Here is a 16,139-nt window from a genome sequence, read left to right on the forward strand (position 1 = left end):
TCTTCAATCCGCAGCAGAAACCCGGCCGATTGAACCCATCAGAAAAGCGAAAATGAGGAAAACTATTCTCCCCCTTTTTGTTTTGTCTCGCTGTTTGGTTTTCGTATTTCCTTCTCCTCGCCCGCCGCCAGCCTCCGGCCGCTGGTGTCTGGCCGCTTTTTTATTCTTCTTTTCCCTCCCCCTAATCACTGTGCATACTGACAACTAATTTTTATCCTGCTCCCTGACCGCTTGACTCCGCTCCTTTAGGCAGGGCCATCGGGATTGTCAGCGAAAAAATCGACCCTTTGCCGACGTCGCTTTCAACTTCAATCGTCCCGGCCAGCAGTTCCGCCAGCTGCTTGCAGATAGCCAGCCCCAGACCCGTGCCCGGCTCCTTTCGCGTCAGGGAACCGTCCAGCTGGCGAAACTTCTCAAAGATATGCTCCTGCTGGTCCTTCGGAATGCCCGGCCCGGTATCCGCTATCGAAATCCGCACACTTCGTTCATCCGGCCGGCTGACCTGGATATGAATCCGCCCCTCTTCCGGCGTAAATTTGACGGCGTTGCTGAGCAGATTGTACAAAATCTGCTGAACCTTGCCCGGGTCCGTCTGCACCAGCGGCAGATTGTCCTCCATCTGAAGCCGAACCTTCAGCCGTTTCTGCTCCGTCAAGGGAGAAAAGAACGCCACCAGTCCCTCGCACAATTCCGTGATGCTGGTCTTTTCGATGTGCAGGACCATTTTGCCGGATTCCGCCTTGGCCAAATCGAGCAGGTCGTTAATCAGATTCAGCAAAGACCGTCCGCTGGTAAGGATATTCTCCGCCCAGCGGCGGCATTTGTCCGGGTCCGACGCCGGCTTCTCATACAGCAGCTGTGCAAAACCCAAAATGGCGTTCAGGGGCGTGCGAAACTCATGCGACATATTGGCTAAAAACTCACTCTTGAGTTTGTTGGCCTTGTACAGTTCGATGTTCTTTTCCGACAGCTCCGCAATCTTGGCGTCCAGCTGCCGATTGGCCTCCTGAAGCTTCTTCTGCGACTGCAGCAGATTGTCCAGCATGTGATTGAACGCATCCGAGAGCCGTTCAAATTCATCTCCCGTTTTAATCGCACTGCGAATTTCCAAATTCCCCTCGGCAATATTGTTCACCAGCCCCCGAAGCTGCCGCACCGGACGCAGAATCACCCGCTGCGTAATCATATAAAACGCAATCACCGCGCCCGTGCCCGCAATCAATCCGGCAAAAATCATACACAGACGATTCATCAGGGCCGTCCGGGCCGTCTCACGAGGCAGCATCCGCACCACCAGCACACCAACCTGCTGATTGAGATTAAACGGCACGGCTGACCCTTCCTTGGAATGGCACTGCAGGCACGTATCCTGCGCCCGCACCAGACGGAGGTAATGATTGCGAGGCGGATGAGACTGTTCGTCATACCAGACGGCATCCTGAACATGTTCATCCGCAAGCAGCTCCTCCAGCTTATCCAGCTGCGTTTTCGTCAGGGCCTCCAGGGAACGCCGCTGCTGTTCCGTCTGGTCCAGCCGAATCCACCGAACCACATATTCATTCGGGTCCGCCGGATGCCCCAGCTCCGTCAGAAGCGGCCGTCCTCCCTCTCGCGCAGAGATTTGCTGAAAATGCCGTTCAAAAATCAGTTCCGTAATCGCCCGCCCCGCATCCAGAACACTCTTTTGAGCCAGTTTGCCCATCCAGAAATAGGGAATGGAAAGTGCCAAAAGCAGCGTCAGCAGCATCGCTCCCCCAAACAGCAGCCGGCACTTTTCCGCCAGGGAAAGCGAACGAATCCGCACCGAACGGACGGCTTCGGCAGCCGCGCCAGACAGCCATGACCGCAGAGATTTCATCCTTTACTGCATTTCCGCCTGATTCTTGGGCTCCTGATGATGCCGCTGAACGCGAAGATTCAATTCCTGAAGCTGGGATAGGTCCACCTCGCTGGGTGCTCCGGTCAGCAGACACTGCCCCCGCTGGGTTTTCGGGAAAGCAATCACATCCCGAATATTATCCGTACCCGTCAGCAGCATCACCAGCCGGTCCAGACCAAAGGCGATTCCCCCATGCGGCGGTGCCCCGTATTCGAGGGCCTTCAGGAAGAATCCGAACCGGTCTTCGGCCTGCTTTCGTGTAATTTTCAGCAAATCAAACACCTTAGCCTGTACAGCCGGCTGGTGGATACGAATCGAGCCCCCGCCGACCTCCGAACCATTGACAACCAAATCATAGGCCTGGGAGCGGATATGGGCCGGGTCAGTATCCAGTTTGGGCAAATCCTCCGGTATCGGGGCTGTGAACGGGTGATGCATGGAATCATACCGATTCTCCTCCTCATTCCACTCAAACAGCGGGAAATCCACCACCCACGTAAACCGAAAATCATTCTCTTTAATCAGGCCCAGTTCCTTGCCCAGCCGAACTCGAAGCGGCGCCAGGGCCTTATTGACAATCGCCGGCTTGTCCGCCACCATCAGAATCAAATCGTCCGCCTTGGCATCAAACCGTTTCAGAATCTCCTGCTGCTGCTGGGGCGTAAAAAACTTGACCAGGTTGCTCTTGAGCTCCAGCCCCTGTCCGGTTTCCGACGGGGCCACCTTAAACCAGGCCAGTCCCTTGGCTCCCAAATCGGACACAAAATCCGTCAGGGTTTTTTCGATATCGCTTCGTGAATATTTTCCGCCTCCCGGCGCACAGAGTCCCTTGACGATTCCGCCCTTCTGAACCGCATCCGTAAAGACCTTGAAGGAACAGGCCGCCGCAATATCGCTGATATCCTTCAGTTTCATCTCAAAGCGCAAATCCGGCCGGTCGATGCCGTATTCCTCCATCGCCTGCTGGTAGGTCATTCGCGGCACCGGCAGCGGGACCTGAACCCCCAGAATCTCCTGGAAAATACGGGCAATCAGCCGTTCGTTGACCGTCATCACATCGTCAGCGGTCACAAAACTCATTTCGACATCAATCTGGGTAAACTCCGCCTGCCGGTCGGCTCGCGGGTCCTCATCCCGGAAGCAGCGGACAATCTGGAAATAGCGCTCACAGCCGGCCACCATCAGGATTTGTTTGAACAGCTGCGGCGACTGCGGCAGAGCGTAAAACATCCCTTTGCACAGCCGGCTGGGAACCAGAAAATCCCGCGCCCCTTCCGGAGTGCTTTTGCCGAGCATCGGGGTTTCTATCTCCCAGAACCCCTGCTGGTCAAAATAGTCGCGTGCAATCTTTGTCACACGATGACGTACCTGCAGCCGCTTCTGCATCGAACGGCGGCGCAGGTCAATGTACCGATACGCCAAACGCAGCTCTTCGTTGACCTGCTCAACAGTATCCGGGTCAAACGGCGGAGTCTTGGCAGTATTCAGGACCGTCAGCCGATGAATGACCACTTCAATCTGTCCGGTATCCAGCTTCGGATTCTCCAATCCGGCCCCGCGGGCGCGGACCTTGCCCTCGCAGGCAATCACCCATTCACAGCGAAGGATCCGGGCCAGCTGGTGACTGTCCGCATCGCATTCCGGGTCAAATACAATCTGAACCAGGCCGCTGCGGTCCCGCAAATCGACAAAAACCAGATTCCCATGATCGCGGTAGGAATTGACCCATCCGCAGAGTGCCACTTCCTGACCGATATGCTCCGGACGGAGCATCCCGCAATGATGTGTTCGTTTCAAATTGCCCACCTTTCCATTCTCGACTAACTTGACAATTCCTGCCGTTTGACAAACTGGGCAGGATAGCCCAAAAAGCCGCCTTCGTCAACGTCCATTCCGCAAAAGTTTCAGACCGCTGCCTCCTTCCATATATTCACCCTTTTGTCAAATCCGGCCGGGGTAAAAATCTCTGTATGCCGCCCAGCCGGCTCCTATACAAAACGTTCAGAAACCATAAGAATTTTTCTTTTATCGGACCTCGCTGATTTTCCCTCCTAAGCCCTTAAATTTTATTGATTTACCGTTTTTTTTCGTGTAAAATGCAGCCATATACATACGGAGTAATTATGCAGATTCTACCTCAATGGGGCCAGAAACTTTTTAGGGAGAAATCCATGAACCGAGCTTGGAGGCCGAAAGTACACTGTCACTTTTTTATTCACAAACTCAAGACAGTCCATATCTCCGGACTGGCCTGCGGATTCCTGATTCCTCTTGCCGGCCTTCTGTCGGCTGCCAAAGAAGAGTTTGCTGAACCCGCCGTCAGCACCGAGCAGGAAATCCTCGAAACAATTGCCGAACAGGAAAAAAAGACTGAAACAAAAACAACACAGGCCAAAGGAAGAATCTCTCCCGAAGCCCTCGTCGAGTTCCTGCCTGCGGATGATACGCCTCGTTATTCCATCCGGCAGATTCAGATTCAGGGAAATCAGATTCTGACCACATCAGAACTTCTGCGGAACATTCCCGCTGTCTTTGACAGCACCGGACGTTATCAGCTTCCTGCAGAACCGGCTGCTCTTTATGACTTTCGGGAAATCCGGCTGCTGGCCGCCGGGGCGGAAACTCCCCGCACTGTTTCCGCACGCTCCATTCAGGGTTTCACCCAATACATCCTTCAGGTCTATCAGCGGCACAACTATGCGGGCATCTATGTTTACGTCCCTGCAGAGGCCTTTGCTCCGGAAGGAGCAATTCGACAGGGAATTCTGCCGATTCGAATCCTCGAAGCCGAGGTTCGCAAGGTCAGCAGTCAAACGTTCACCCCCAATCTCCAGCCGGCTTCTCAAACCTACTTGCGGGAAGGGTTGATGGAGGACTGGTCCCCTGTCAAAAGCGGTTCCGTCCTGAATCAGAAAAAACTCAATGACTTTCTCGGCGTGATGAACCTGAACCCGGACCGCTATGTGTCCGCCCTAATCAGCAAAGGCACCGAGCCCAACGCCCTGTCTGTTCAGTACAATGTCTATGAAGCCAATCCCTGGCACTGGTTCCTTCAGGTGGACAATTCCGGAACCGACGACCGCAAATGGGCCCCTCGCATCGGCCTGATTCACACCAACGCCCTCGGATTTGATGACCGGTTTACCGCCATCTACCAGGCCAAGCCCGAGCACGGTTTCGAAGATGAATTCTCCGTGTACAGCAGCTACGACTTTCCGCTGCTGACACCATTCCTGAGGGCCAGTCTGTTCGGGGCCTACAGTGAATACAACAGCCAGGGACTGGGCACATTCGACTTCCTGGGACGCGGCTATTTCTACGGCACGCAGCTTCGCTGGCACACCCTCCAGCACAACGGCTGGTTCTTTGACGTAACCGGCACCCTCATTCAGGAGGAAAGCCGCACCAGTCCGCTGCTCGTGCAGACCTCTGAAGTCCGAATGGACCTGTGGGGCTGGGGCATCGAACTGTACAAAACTGAAGACCGTGCGGAGACGTTTGTGGGCTTTTCCCAGCTGCAGTCGTATGAAACATCCGGCGACTTCCTGACCGTCCGCGGTTCCGGAGCCGCCGATGAGGACTTCGCTGTATATACCACCACCCTCCGCCACAGCCGGTATCTCGACCCGGGCAAAGTCCACCGGCTCAGCAGCTCTTTTTCCTGGACAACCTCCGACGGCCGGCTGGTTCCTTCGCGGATGTCGGCCTACGGCGGAATGTACACGGTCCGCGGCTATGATGAGTATGAAGTCATTGCCGACGGAGGCATCCTGGCTTCGCTGCAATACGAATATGATATTGTTCAGGCCGACCGGGCCGGCTACGGAACCGACCAGTCTGGAACGCCTCAGCCCAAGCCGTTCCTGCGCAAACTGGCACCGGCTGTATTCATCGATTACGGTCAGGCCCGAATCGAAGACGCCCTGCCTTTGGAAACCACAGATACTGAACTGTGCTCCGTCGGCGGCGGAATCATCACCGAACTGGGCAATCATTTAACCGGTACGGTCTATGCCGGATATCCGTTAATTGCGACAGAAAATACCCGAGAAGGGAAAGGTCGGCTGCACGCCGGCATTTTGATACGCTGGTAAACCGTCAGAAAAGATACGAACGAACCAGAAAGATTTTTCAATAAAAATACTTGAGGGGAACACAATGAAAACTTTTGCTCAGTCTCTTTCGGCTCTTACGGTACGTCAGGCCACCTCTGCCCTGCTGATTGTCTGCACGCTTCACCTGAACATCGCTCAGGTCCGGGCAATGAGCGGAGCGGACCCGCAGACCGGCAATGTCTCCGTCGGTCCCATCGCTGCCGAGGGAGTCACCACGGTGACGGTCAATGCCGGCACCGGTTCCGCCAAGGCCGTCATCAACTGGCAGGACCTGAACATCAGCGACAAGCAGACTTTGCAGTTCGTCCGGGACGGCGGTGCTTTTGTCGTCCTCAACCGGGATTTGCAGTCATCAGCCACCCGAATCGACGGCACGATTCTCGGCAATCAGGGACATATCATTGTCATAAACCAGAACGGCGTCGTCTTCGGCCCGACCGCTTCGGTTCAGGCCGCTAAGTTTACCGCCGGAGCGATGACCATCAGCGACCAGGACTTCCTGACGCAGGACACCCTGAAGTTTATCGTCACCGACGGAGCCGTCAAAAACCTCGGCACCATTACCGCCGAGCAGGTGGCTCTGATTGGGCGGGAAGTCATCAACCGCGGAATCATCCAAACTCCGGCCGGCGGCTTTGTCCTGCTGGCCTCGGCGGATGAAGTGTACCTGGCCGAAAATCAAACCAGCCCCGTGCGGGTCCGGCTGGCTTCCGCTCCGGAAACTTCGGCTCTGGCGGTTAACGAAGAGGGCGGAAAAATCGAAGCCCCGGCCGGCACGATTATTCTGGCCGCCGGCGACCTGTACGTGCAGGCCCTTGATGACCTCAAAGGCCTGGGGGCCTCCGTGCAGACCGAAACGGGCCGCGTCGGCCAGTTTGGCACAGTGTCTGCGGATGCCCAAGAGGGTGACGGCGGCCGGATTGCCCTGACGGCCGGCGAAGCAGTCGTTCTCGGCTCTGAGAGCATCACCTCCGCCAATGCCGCCGAAAACGGCGACGGCGGACAGGTGATTGTCTTTTCTCCGCAGGCCGCTCTCTTCAGCCAGGATGCTCAAATCCGGGCCAAAGGCGGTTCCGAATCCGGCGACGGCGGTTTCGTCGAGGTCTCCGGTCGGCAGGCAATCGAACTGTGGGGGCATGTGGACACAACAGCCGTCAACGGAAAGACCGGAACATTCCTGATAGATCCCTCAAATATCCAAATCGATTCAGTCACCAGTCCCAATATGACATGGAATGGTTTTCAGTTCTTCCAGAATGGAACATGGTCTTCCACACAGCATCTCAGTTATGCCTGGATACAAAACCAGCTGGCCTTAAGCAATGTGGAAATAACAACCCATCCGGGCGGAACCGCCGCTCAGCAGGGCTGGATTTGGGTTCGTCATTCAATTCTTTGGGACACCAACACTGCTCTGACCCTGAACGCTAACAGCAGAATCTGGATCGAAGCCCCTATCACCAATAGCGGCTCCGGTGCCTTTTCTGCCGTCACAGATGGACTGAACGCTCCGGGCGGAAGCATCTACGTCCGGGATGACATCACTGCCGGAAGCATTCGGCTAAACGCCGGCGACCCAACACTCACAACGGACATCAAGTCTCACGTCTTTATTGAAAACGGTTCCAATCTTACCGCCACAGAAGGCAATCTCGAAATTGCCGCTCGAGAAAACATCTCCATTGACGGAAATCTTCAGGCCAATCAGGGTTCCGTTCTCATTCAAGCGGATTCCGATCTGCTTGGTTTCGGAGACATCACGGCTTCCGGGACCATAGACAGTGCACAGAATACTGAACTGACCGGACGCAATATCACAGTAAACCAAATCAGCGCCGGCGGAGATATCGTTCTGAAAGGATGGGAAGATGTCGGATACGGCGGAGGAGTGGTCACAACAACCGGCGACCTTAACAGCGCTTCCGGAAACGTTGATATCTCCATCAAAACAACTCCCAACATTGGCGGCAAGTTTGTGGAATCGGTCAATTACGACCCCGATGGTCTCATTCGTCTGGGCGGCAATACATATGCCGCAGGCGATATCAATCTCCACAATAACACATGGGTCAATGGAAATGGAGAACAGATTCTTTTAGCAGGAAGAACTCTCCAGGCCGAAGGTTTCGTCCGCAAATGCACTGCCGGAGACCTCTGGCTTATTGGGTTGGGATTCGACGAACTGTATCGCTCCATCAACCTGCTTTACGACGATTATGGCCCGGCCCTCAGCACGCATCAGGGAAATCTCTGGGTCATCGGCCAATATGATATCCAAGTTGCCGGCGATGTGACCACCTTCGGCCCGGATTGCTGCGGCTGGTCGCCCACACCCGGCTGTTTTTATGGTGTCTGGCCCACCGGCGGAGTCCTGCTTTACTCCATGACCGGACGTATTTACACCGATGACCTGGACGGACTGAATGTGAACATTACCGGCAGCTCCGACCACTGGGGCGGCTTGGGTATCTTTAATCCGTTGTATTACTTCAATTCCGACATCCAGTACGAGCAGTTCGACCGGCTGGCTATCGCCGTCATCAGTGCCGATGACCTTGTTCTCGGCCCCTCCAGTTCTCTGAATGCCTTCGGAAGATACTATGACGATGTCGATGACCGTGACTCCCTTCTTCTGGTGGATGGGCCCGCGGAAATCGGCGGCTATGACCGCAATCCGGGCGAGCCATTCGATGCCGCCATCTATACAGCCAGCACTGACGGCAATGTTCAAATCAATATGAGTACCCAGATTCGCTCCTGCCAAGCAATGCCCGCATTGTATGCTCTGATGGTCGATGAAGGTCCCGATGGAAAAGTGCCGGTAGACGAATCCGGAACGGCTAAAGGTGCGATGGTCATCGATGCCTACGATACCATCACCTTCGGAACCAACTTCAAAAACTCGCTGGCCGGCAACGGCATCACCAGCGACGTCGGCGGCCGCCTGGAGGTTGTCTCCCGCATCACCGAGTGGCTCTCGGACGCCTACGGACGGCTGCCTTATGCCGACCCGGCGGAAGGAGAAGGCCCCTTCCCAGCCGGCTACAACTATGTTTTCCGCGGAGCCGGTCTGGAAAATCCGGAGATTACGGACGGCCGGGCCTGGGTCCTCGAAGACCCGGCGGCTCCTGCCGGCGAAGTCGCCCCGCTCTATCGGCCCGAAGAACCGCGTCTGGGCGGATGTCCTCTTGAAATGGACGCGGCAGCGGCGGAACTGGGCATCCATTCCGACCAGCTCCAGGTGGCGATTGCCAACTCGCTGGCCCTGAACCCGACCCTGAACCCCTGCAGTGCCTGTGCTCAGTTGATTACGGCTGCCAACATCCTCAAAGACAGCGAGCGGATGACGGCTGTCGCAGCCGTCTTCGAGCAAATCGCCCCGGCGGATATGCCCTTTACACCCGAAATGGGAGCCGCTATCGCCTCGGCCTTCTCCCAGAATGCTCAAACCGACAGCCGCTATGCCTCTGCGATGGAGTTCGTGGATGCCTTTGTCCGGTATGTCACCATCCTCGACCGTCAGATTCAGGCGCCCATCGGTGACCCGGTGACCTTCGCCTTGAACCGCTACGGCACCTCGCTGCTGGAAACCGGCAACAGCAACATCACGGCTTACCTGCTGACGCAGATTCAGCAGTAATCAATCCTGCCCTGAATTAAAAAGCCCTTCGGATATTCAATCCGAAGGGCTTTTTGTTTTTTACCCTTAATTATCTGTATTCTTGTATTCCTGTATTCTTATTTTTGATACGCTATCGGCACCAAACAAAGAAACCGTGCCGGCATCGAGGATGACAGATTCCGAAACTGATGCACTTCATTAGCCGCCACCAACAGGGCATCATGGACCTTTAAAGGAACAGCTCCATCCTCCCGAACGACGGCAACCTCACCCGCCAGCACCACAACCTCATGCTCAAAATTGTGCTGATGAAAGGGAGTATGCCCGCCGGGACCGACTTCAAATAGCCGCATCGCAAAGGTAGGCGCTTTATCCTTCGGCCCGAAAATCACTCGCACCTTTACATCCTTCGCACCTTCCATCTGAACCGCTTCTGCCGGCACATTCTCGATATTTTTAATAATCATTGGGTCGTTCCTTTCCTCGCCTGTAAACGTGGGCGCCTTGTCTAACCTTTTCCTGCCAGAAACCGTCTCAAATTGTTTATCGGACTATCCGCTCTGTTTTCATTCTTTTTTCAGCAGAGAATCACACCCAAGTTAAGCAGATTGTCTATTTTGTCGTCATCTCAAGTGTTATGTAGATTTTACACAGGACGGGTAAATTAGACAAAAGAAAGGATTCATTATTTATGCGGACCTTCAAAAACATATCCCGTTGGGCAGGTCTGATGTTTCTTATGCTCTCCTCCGCTCTTTCTGCCTCGTTTCAACAGGACCAACTCCCTTCACGAAAGCTCCGCAGTATTGCCCGCCTTTATATGGCCTACGGCCAGTACGATAAAGCCGAAGGATATCTGCTGCGTGCCCTTCAGCACAGTCAGTCCGATGACGCCTCAGACAGCGAAAGAGCTATCTGCATGATCGATTTGGCAACTCTTTATTCGTATCAGGACCGTTTGGCTGAGTCCGAAGAACTTTTCTGGAGGGGGTTGGCCGCCCAGCAAAACGCTCTCGGTCCCGACCATCCATACGTGGCCCATACCCTTCGGAATCTGACGGCGGTCTATATTCGCCAGCATCGCCTCGACCGAGCGGCGGAGACTCTCGAATGGGCCTTCGACATCATTTTAAAACATCACACACCTGACAATCGAATCCTGACCCCCTTTTACATCGATCAGGCTGCTCTTCTCACTCAGTTGGGGGCCTGGGATGAAGCCGAAGCAATCTTTACAGAAATGCTCGAGAAAGTGACAGTGGAATTCGGACAGAATCATCTTTATACCGCCCAGGTTCGAAAAGGACTGGCCGAATTATACCTCGAAACCGGACAATATGAACTTGCTGCACAACAGCTCCGGCAGGTTTTAGCAGTCCAGCAGATAATTTACGGCCAAACTCACCGAACTCTGCTGGATTCCTATCTGCTTGGAGCAAAAATCTGCCGCCTTCAGGGTGATTTGCAGCAAATGCAGACCTATTTCGACAAGGCCTTATCGACCGTAATCTCCTCCGGTGACACTGTGTCAGTGGCCCGACTTTATGAACAAATAGACAAAATCCGTTCTGACGACTTTATCATCGCCGCCGCCGCTGCAGGATCTAACTCCTCATCCGAAACTGCCGGATAATTACACCAGCCATCCTCTACTCCCTGGATTCTCTCTTTTTTTTGAACACCCTATATATTGTGCGCTGTCCATTTCTCCTATTTCCCCAAAAACAGACAGTTCTTCTTTTAAATTAGGCCAGGTAAAAAACCTGCTATCAGACTTATCGACTTGATTTTCTGACAAAAAGAGTACAAATCTATATGAAATATCGTTTCTCAAAACTTGCTCCTTTTTTTAAAGATTCAAACCTTATGACGCCGATAACAGCATAGTCAGCGAGAAAAAACAGCCCGACGCAGCAACCAGACATACAATATATTGTGGTCTTCTGAAAATCAGAAGAAAACGCCTCAGAAAAAGGATTTGAGGAACCCGAAAAGCGGCTCCGGAAAGCCAGGAATCTTCAGGTCCGATAAGGAATGTCGGAGAACGATTCCAAACCCTGTCAGGTAGTAAATATGCAAAAGAAAATGCCTCAAAACAATTCGAACCGCAACCCAATTGCCGACATGGAACAAAAATCCCAGAGCGAATGGATGAATCTCGACCTCGATGAGCTGCTTGGTGAGCCCATGCTGGAGCATCTCCACGCCAACCCTATCGGCCGTCTGCTGCAGCTGATTGCGTCTCTGCCGGAAGTCCGTCAGGAAAAAGTATTGCGTGCCCGAAGGGAAATTGCAGAAAACAACTTGGATATGGACCGTCGGCTGGATGCGGCCTTAGACCGCATTCTCGAAGAATTAATTATTGAAGAATAGCCGCTTACTTACTACGTTACTCGGCGGCATTCTGCAGATAATCTTGTGTCCGCTGAAGTTTTTTTGTAAATTCGTCTCCTTTTTTCCCTGCCGAAAGTTTAATCCGGTTCAGGTGTATCCAAATCAACCGGCTGGTATCCCGGCTGTTTGGATTTTTCGACCTCCTGATGATAGGCCGCCAGGATAGCATCCTGAATTTTTTTCCGGCAGGCCGCATTAATGGGGTGAGCAATATCCGCGTGAAGTTTCATCCGTCCCTGCTGATCCTGTTTAACCCGATTGTCCTGCAGTTTGGCTCCGCAATTGCTGCAGAATTTGGCCTTTAAGCTGTTTTTGCCGCCGCATTTGCCGCAGTGATCGGACATCTTCCGGGACGGCATTGCCACAAAAAGCCCCCCTGCTCCCTCAATAATCTTGATGTCCCGCACGACGAACTCATTGTCGAGCGTCATCGAGCAGAACGCCTTCAGCCGATCATCCTGATTGGCCACAAGTTTGACTCTGACTTCGCTGATTTCCATAAGGGTGCCTCACGAACAAATTTACCATCTATTGTTGTTGACAATCCGGCAAAGGATGCCGAGATTCCTCTCAAGGATTTGTCGGCAGGTTTGGATTTTGGCGTCGCAGTCTTTTTCAAAGAGCATAAACATCGCCGAACCGCTTCCGCTCAAACAGATCTTTCTTGCACAGAGCCGCTCAACCTCGCCCTTCAGGTCCGCCAGCTCCCTGTGCAAATGGAAACAGCTTGTCTGCAACATATTTGCGCATATTTTAGCCAGAGAATCAATACTCTTTTTTGAAAGTGAATCATTTATTTGTTCCCGCAAAGCTTCAAAACGTTTGGGTTCATGGATATAATTTTCATAAACCATTTTCGTAGAGACACTTACATTTGGAACAATCAAAAGAGCTCTAAAATCCGGAAAATCAAGGATTTTTTTGATTTTTTCTCCCCTTCCGGTGCAGAAAGCTACCGGCCCATCAAGGAAAAACGCCACATCGCTCCCAAGACGACACGCCATATCGTGAATTGCGGATTCCGGCAGATTCAGCTCAAACAAGCGATTCAGTCCCAGCAAAGCCGCCGCCGCATCACTGCTGCCGCTTCCCAGTCCGGTGCCCGCCGGGATATTCTTGCACAGTGTAATCCGCACAGGAAGCGGCTTTCCGATATGGCCGCAAACCTGCTGCCAGGCCTTCCAGACCAGATTGTCCGGCCCTTCCGGAACCGCGTAAGGCCCCCGGCAAATCAATTCAAGCCCATCGCCGCAAGAAGGTTCCAGCAGCAGCTCATCCATCCAGTCAATCTTGGCCATCACCGTTTCCAGCTCATGATAGCCGTCCGCACGCCTGCCGGCCACCAGCAGCGACAAATTGATTTTTGCCGGTGCCCGCACCAAAAGCCCCTTTGCTCTTTGCTCGAACTGACTGTACTGCTCCGCCGCTGCTTCCATCGTGTTCTCCTTGACTTTTCCGGAAGCAGTATATATTATCCCCGCAAAAAGAAAAGAGTTCTGCAGGAGCCGGCTTTGGAACAAATACAATCTGCATCCGCAACTCCGCCGTCTTTGCCCTGGTGGCACTGGCACCGCCGGCTTTATAACTGGGTGATTCACTTTGCCGAGACTCCGCACGGCGAAAAAGCACTCTTCCTGCTCAGTTTTGCCGAATCCAGTTTCTTTCCCATCCCGCCGGATGTGCTTTTGGCCCCGCTGACCCTCGGAGCCCCCCGCAAATGGTTTCGATTTGCCCTGTCCTGCTCAATCGCCTCCGTCATCGGGGGCATTTTCGGCTACGCCATTGGGATGTTTCTTTGGACGGGCATCGGCGGCTGGGTGATGACCCATCTGGCCCCGCTGGGATTTACCGAAGCCAACTTTGCCGCATTTCAGAGATGGTACGACCGGTATGATTTCTGGATTGTCTTTACCTGCGGATTCACCCCGCTGCCGTACAAGGTGTGCACGATTACGGCCGGGATTGCACAAATCAATTTTGCGGGGTTTGTCATTGCCTCGCTGATAAGCCGTTCAGCCCGATTTTTCCTAATTGCGGGTCTGTTCGGCTGGAAAGGACAAGCCATCCGTCCCTTCATTGAAAAATATTTCAACTGGCTGTCTTTGGCCTTTATTATCCTGCTGGCCGGCGGCTTTGCCGCCCTCAAACTCTTCCGCTGAACCGTCGAATGTTTCCTCGACCCCGACGAGCGGGCTGGAGGAATCGGCCCAGCTGCGGCGAATAATCGCGCATTCGACAGTAATACAAGCCGGTGTAGGCATCCCACCGCCGGCACAATCGAAAATTGAAAATCGGCAATTGGCAATCTGAAGTCCCCGGCCCATAAATATATTTTCTTGCCAAAGAGCCGCTACCATGAACAACATTATTCCTATCGTCATCATCATTCTATTATTAACGTGAGTTTTTATCTGAATGTGATTTCCGCCACCAATTCATACATACAAACCCTATGCTAAATCCTAAAGATGACACAAGTGGAAAGAGAATAAACAGTTCATCCCTTCGCATAGAGATAGGAAGACGAGCCCCTGTACCCTTTCCACCCATCGCCGCATCAGCAAACCAAAGCATTAGGATAAACATTGTGCTTGAAACATATCCTGATAGAAAATGAACGGCCTGCAGCTTGGACACAGAAAAAAGATTCCATATTATTCTCCCGATAAAGTTTCCCAAAGGCAGACCAAAAAAGGTCAGAAATCCCAAAAAGACATCTTCGAAAGCAGCGCCAGATGAGGTATAACTGAACAAAAAATACCCCTCCCCCGCTAAATATAATAGTCCTATGAATAAAAAAGCACCGATGGCCCCGGCCATAAACCTCCCGATTTGCCCGACAACGGCGGATAACTTTGTATTTGAAAGTCCTTTGGTCTTCTCGGCCGACAATTCACGGAGCTTGTTTGGCTGTTGTAAAACCCATTTTGAAAACGCAATGCCCACACAAAAGCCCAGTGACGCAGTCATAGCGAACAAAGCAGCAAGCATTTTGTCTCCGCCCGGCAAGCTGGTCAACGCTTGACTCAACAGCCAAAACAACAGGACAAATAATATGCTTGAAATGTATCCTGACAAAAAATCAGCAGAATGAAGGTTGAATTTCGATATAATACTCCACAAGGAGGTCGCTATAAGACTTCCAAATGGTAAACCGAAGAATGCAAGAAAACCAATATAGATTTCTATATTGAACGACAACGCATAAATTGCCGTATACAAAAAAACACAGCATAGCAGAGAGCCGATAGAACAGGACGCGAAAAATCCAAGCCAGGTACTAATATAAATTATCTTTCCTTTATAACAAGACACCGTCATTACAAATTATCTCCCTCAGGAATCGCGGAAGATTTTGACTCTTCTGATTCGGTTGGTGGGTTATATTTATCCCAGTAGTCCTCCAATCTCCTTGTCCTACGGTCGGCCGCTTCATACATTCTTCGTTTCTCAGGCGTATCTGGGATATCAGGCCTCTTTCCTTGTAGGATATGCTTAACAACAGTAATCCCTGCTCCTCTGTGGGAATAGTAATCTTGGACTTCGTGCACATGATATTCAAAGGCCTTTGCATCTCCACGTCCGGCCGCCTCTTTTGCATCCTGGATTGCAGATAAAAGATCTCGATAGTGCCTATAAGTGTATTTTGTGTTTCTTGCATCATAATCCAAATCTAAACGAGCATAATCAAACTTGCCGCTGCCGGTTCCATATCTTCCCAACCGGCGATGGGCTCCTACTGTCCACAGCCCCCACGGGTCGAGCCAATTGAGCGGATTGTTGCCGACATAGGCATACAGGTTCATCCCGTCGATATACCCGGCCGGGTCGGGCTGGAGGAATCGGCCCAGCTGCGGCGAGTAGTCTCGCATCCGGGAATAATACAACTGAGTCGTACCGTCCCACCGGCGGCACAATCGAAAATTGAAAATCGGCAATTGGCAATCTGAAACCCTCGGCCTGTACGGAGTATCTGCATAACTTTGCACAATCCGATCCCGCCCGCATGTTGAGCAAAAACTGAACCGGACATTATTTTCCGCCGGATTTCCGCAAAACCTCTCCTTTCTGAACAGACTCCGTCCCTGTCGGCTGCAAGGTGGGGGATAACTCTTACGCGAAGGACTCC

At 52.8% G+C, this 16,139-nt stretch carries 14 protein-coding genes; 5 read left to right on the top strand and 9 right to left on the bottom strand.

What is annotated here, in order from left to right; genetic code table 11:
• Positions 1-211: 211 nt before the first annotated feature.
• Both PKY88_12235 and aspS read right to left on the bottom strand, forming a co-directional pair.
• Positions 212-1,858 carry a HAMP domain-containing sensor histidine kinase gene (locus tag PKY88_12235; protein HOQ05968.1) on the bottom strand — a complete coding sequence of 549 codons (1,647 nt, stop codon included), beginning with the start codon at positions 1,856-1,858 and terminating at the stop codon, positions 212-214.
• Between the two features lie 3 nt (positions 1,859-1,861).
• Entirely contained in the window at positions 1,862-3,676 is a 1,815-nt protein-coding gene (aspS, locus tag PKY88_12240) for an aspartate--tRNA ligase (protein HOQ05969.1), read from the bottom strand.
• Positions 3,677-4,050: 374 nt separating this feature from the next.
• Between aspS and PKY88_12245 the strand changes: the two genes are divergently transcribed.
• On the top strand, positions 4,051-5,973 hold the full coding sequence (locus PKY88_12245; GenBank protein HOQ05970.1) for a ShlB/FhaC/HecB family hemolysin secretion/activation protein: 1,923 nt from the start codon (positions 4,051-4,053) through the stop codon (positions 5,971-5,973).
• 64 nt (positions 5,974-6,037) lie between these two features.
• Complete coding sequence (locus PKY88_12250) at positions 6,038-9,634, top strand: filamentous hemagglutinin N-terminal domain-containing protein (protein HOQ05971.1); 3,597 nt, start codon at positions 6,038-6,040, stop codon at positions 9,632-9,634.
• 98 nt (positions 9,635-9,732) lie between these two features.
• Here PKY88_12250 and PKY88_12255 read toward each other — a convergent pair whose 3' ends face one another.
• Positions 9,733-10,083: a cupin domain-containing protein gene (locus tag PKY88_12255; protein ID HOQ05972.1), complete on the bottom strand. Its 351-nt coding sequence runs from the start codon at positions 10,081-10,083 to the stop codon at positions 9,733-9,735.
• A gap of 224 nt (positions 10,084-10,307) precedes the next feature.
• Here PKY88_12255 and PKY88_12260 point away from each other — a divergent pair, with 224 nt between their 5' ends.
• Positions 10,308-11,249: a tetratricopeptide repeat protein gene (locus PKY88_12260; GenBank protein HOQ05973.1), complete on the top strand. Its 942-nt coding sequence runs from the start codon at positions 10,308-10,310 to the stop codon at positions 11,247-11,249.
• On the opposite strand, the gene PKY88_12265 is transcribed toward PKY88_12260, so the two are convergent.
• Positions 11,250-11,450: a hypothetical protein gene (locus PKY88_12265; GenBank protein ID HOQ05974.1), complete on the bottom strand. Its 201-nt coding sequence runs from the start codon at positions 11,448-11,450 to the stop codon at positions 11,250-11,252.
• A 239-nt stretch (positions 11,451-11,689) separates the two neighbouring features.
• Here PKY88_12265 and PKY88_12270 point away from each other — a divergent pair, with 239 nt between their 5' ends.
• The gene (locus tag PKY88_12270; GenBank protein ID HOQ05975.1) at positions 11,690-11,989 is read left to right on the top strand and encodes a hypothetical protein; all 300 of its coding nucleotides are present in this window, start codon (positions 11,690-11,692) and stop codon (positions 11,987-11,989) included.
• Between the two features lie 98 nt (positions 11,990-12,087).
• On the opposite strand, the gene PKY88_12275 is transcribed toward PKY88_12270, so the two are convergent.
• Both PKY88_12275 and ispE read right to left on the bottom strand, forming a co-directional pair.
• Positions 12,088-12,510, bottom strand: coding sequence for a SpoVG family protein (locus tag PKY88_12275; protein HOQ05976.1), 423 nt, complete (start codon positions 12,508-12,510; stop codon positions 12,088-12,090).
• Positions 12,511-12,531: 21 nt separating this feature from the next.
• Positions 12,532-13,446 (bottom strand): 4-(cytidine 5'-diphospho)-2-C-methyl-D-erythritol kinase, encoded by a 915-nt coding sequence (gene ispE, locus PKY88_12280; protein ID HOQ05977.1) that lies wholly within the window; start codon positions 13,444-13,446, stop codon positions 12,532-12,534.
• A 75-nt stretch (positions 13,447-13,521) separates the two neighbouring features.
• On the opposite strand from ispE, the gene PKY88_12285 reads away from it, so the two are divergent.
• Positions 13,522-14,169, top strand: a complete 648-nt coding sequence (locus PKY88_12285) for a YqaA family protein (protein HOQ05978.1) — start codon at positions 13,522-13,524, stop codon at positions 14,167-14,169.
• On the opposite strand, the gene PKY88_12290 is transcribed toward PKY88_12285, so the two are convergent.
• From PKY88_12290 to PKY88_12300, 3 genes are read right to left on the bottom strand one after another with little or no spacing between them, the layout of a single operon-like run.
• Positions 14,153-14,353, bottom strand: a complete 201-nt coding sequence (locus PKY88_12290) for a hypothetical protein (protein HOQ05979.1) — start codon at positions 14,351-14,353, stop codon at positions 14,153-14,155. The genes PKY88_12285 and PKY88_12290 overlap by 17 nt on opposite strands.
• Before the next feature lie 51 nt (positions 14,354-14,404).
• The gene (locus PKY88_12295) at positions 14,405-15,331 is read right to left on the bottom strand and encodes a hypothetical protein (protein HOQ05980.1); all 927 of its coding nucleotides are present in this window, start codon (positions 15,329-15,331) and stop codon (positions 14,405-14,407) included.
• Positions 15,331-15,999: an RHS repeat-associated core domain-containing protein gene (locus PKY88_12300; GenBank protein HOQ05981.1), complete on the bottom strand. Its 669-nt coding sequence runs from the start codon at positions 15,997-15,999 to the stop codon at positions 15,331-15,333. Before PKY88_12300 ends, PKY88_12295 begins: the two co-directional genes overlap by 1 nt.
• Between the last annotated feature and the right edge of the window lie 140 nt (positions 16,000-16,139).

This window comes from Anaerohalosphaeraceae bacterium (genome assembly GCA_035378985.1).
GTDB lineage: Bacteria > Planctomycetota > Phycisphaerae > Sedimentisphaerales > Anaerohalosphaeraceae > JAHDQI01.